Source organism: Shewanella sp. 1180_01 (assembly GCF_052850535.1).
This window is the reverse complement of the sequence record NZ_VXCT01000144.1, coordinates 1-1,186: the sequence shown is the minus strand read 5'-3', so window position 1 is coordinate 1,186 and position 1,186 is coordinate 1. Positions and strand designations below refer to the sequence as shown.

Genomic DNA, 1,186 nt, shown 5'->3' with positions numbered 1-1,186 from the left:
AATTATACTTCCCTGCTCAGTCTAATCTCTCAATATTGCCACTAACCTGATTATAAATTGAAGTGATAAATGAAAGGCGGCATTGTGTGATGATTAAAAGGTAATTGGACGTCTTACTATCGTCACATGCCTGAACACCAAAAGCGTGGTAACATCTTCCATCATTCAAAGCAAGTAGACATATAAGAATGAACAACCAAGTTATTTCTAATAAGTATCAACAGATTAGACTTGCTGCATTAGCGCAAACTCAAAGTGATTTTGAACAATTCGAGCCAGACTTTATTAACCATATTGATTTAACTGAAATCAATGAAGATGCTCTCCGTTCTCAAGATGAGTGGGAAATACCAGTGAATCGCCAAATAGGATGGGATTGGCGACAAGTACGAAATCAATATCGCAGAGACCATATGGCTAGAGTAGAGCTTGCTGTATGGTATGATGAAGAACTTTGTGGCCTTATGATCGGCAAAGCGAGTGATGGGAAGTTGGTTGTTAAAATCAACTATATTCAAGGCGGTCAAGCTGAGAACCCCTTAAAAGGGTTCATTGTTCCCATAGCTTCACATTGTGCAGAGTTGTTTGCTGTTGCTGTTGAAGCCGATTGGATTGGGATTCAAGATCCAATAGATGATGAAGATTTGCTAAAATACTATCGTGAATTAGGCTTTGATGAACGTGATCCATTTGATCCAAGGAACAATGCATTGTTCAAGCGCGTTGTGACAGATGAAGATTAAGCAGCTTTCCAACTGGATTATAATCGGTTATAGTTATAGCAACTAAGGGGGCTATTATGTTAAACGTAGCAACAAACAAAACAAATGATGTGAACGTAGACAAAGCTATCAAGCGTATGCAGGCTCACGCTTCTAAAAGTAAGTCATCATTTGCTAAAGCTTTAAAGGTAAAGGCTCCTAGTTCTGCTTATGGACGCCTTGCTGGGCCAGCAAAAGCATAGAAGAATTCAAATATTAAGCATCGCAATTGCGATGCTTTTTTTTGCCTATTACCCAAAATCCAGCTAATCCGAACCCGATGACGTAGAGCATTAACTCTAAGTCATTTCTGTCCAAAAATCAGTTAGTGAATCACTCTACACCAGACAGATTCACTAAAACAGTTTCGACGAGTGTGGACCTAATTATCAATGACAAGCGCCCTGTGTTGATTAATACAGAAT

At 39.0% G+C, this 1,186-nt stretch carries 2 protein-coding genes; both read left to right on the top strand.

Features of this window, described 5'->3' with window-relative positions; all coding sequences use genetic code 11:
* The first annotated feature begins 188 nt into the window (after nucleotides 1-188).
* A complete protein-coding gene (locus tag FW758_RS24525; protein WP_446446820.1) occupies nucleotides 189-743 on the top strand; it encodes a hypothetical protein in 555 nt (184 codons plus the stop codon).
* Between the two features lie 56 nt (nucleotides 744-799).
* A complete protein-coding gene (locus FW758_RS24520; RefSeq protein ID WP_446446819.1) occupies nucleotides 800-964 on the top strand; it encodes a hypothetical protein in 165 nt (54 codons plus the stop codon).
* Nucleotides 965-1,186: the final 222 nt, after the last annotated feature.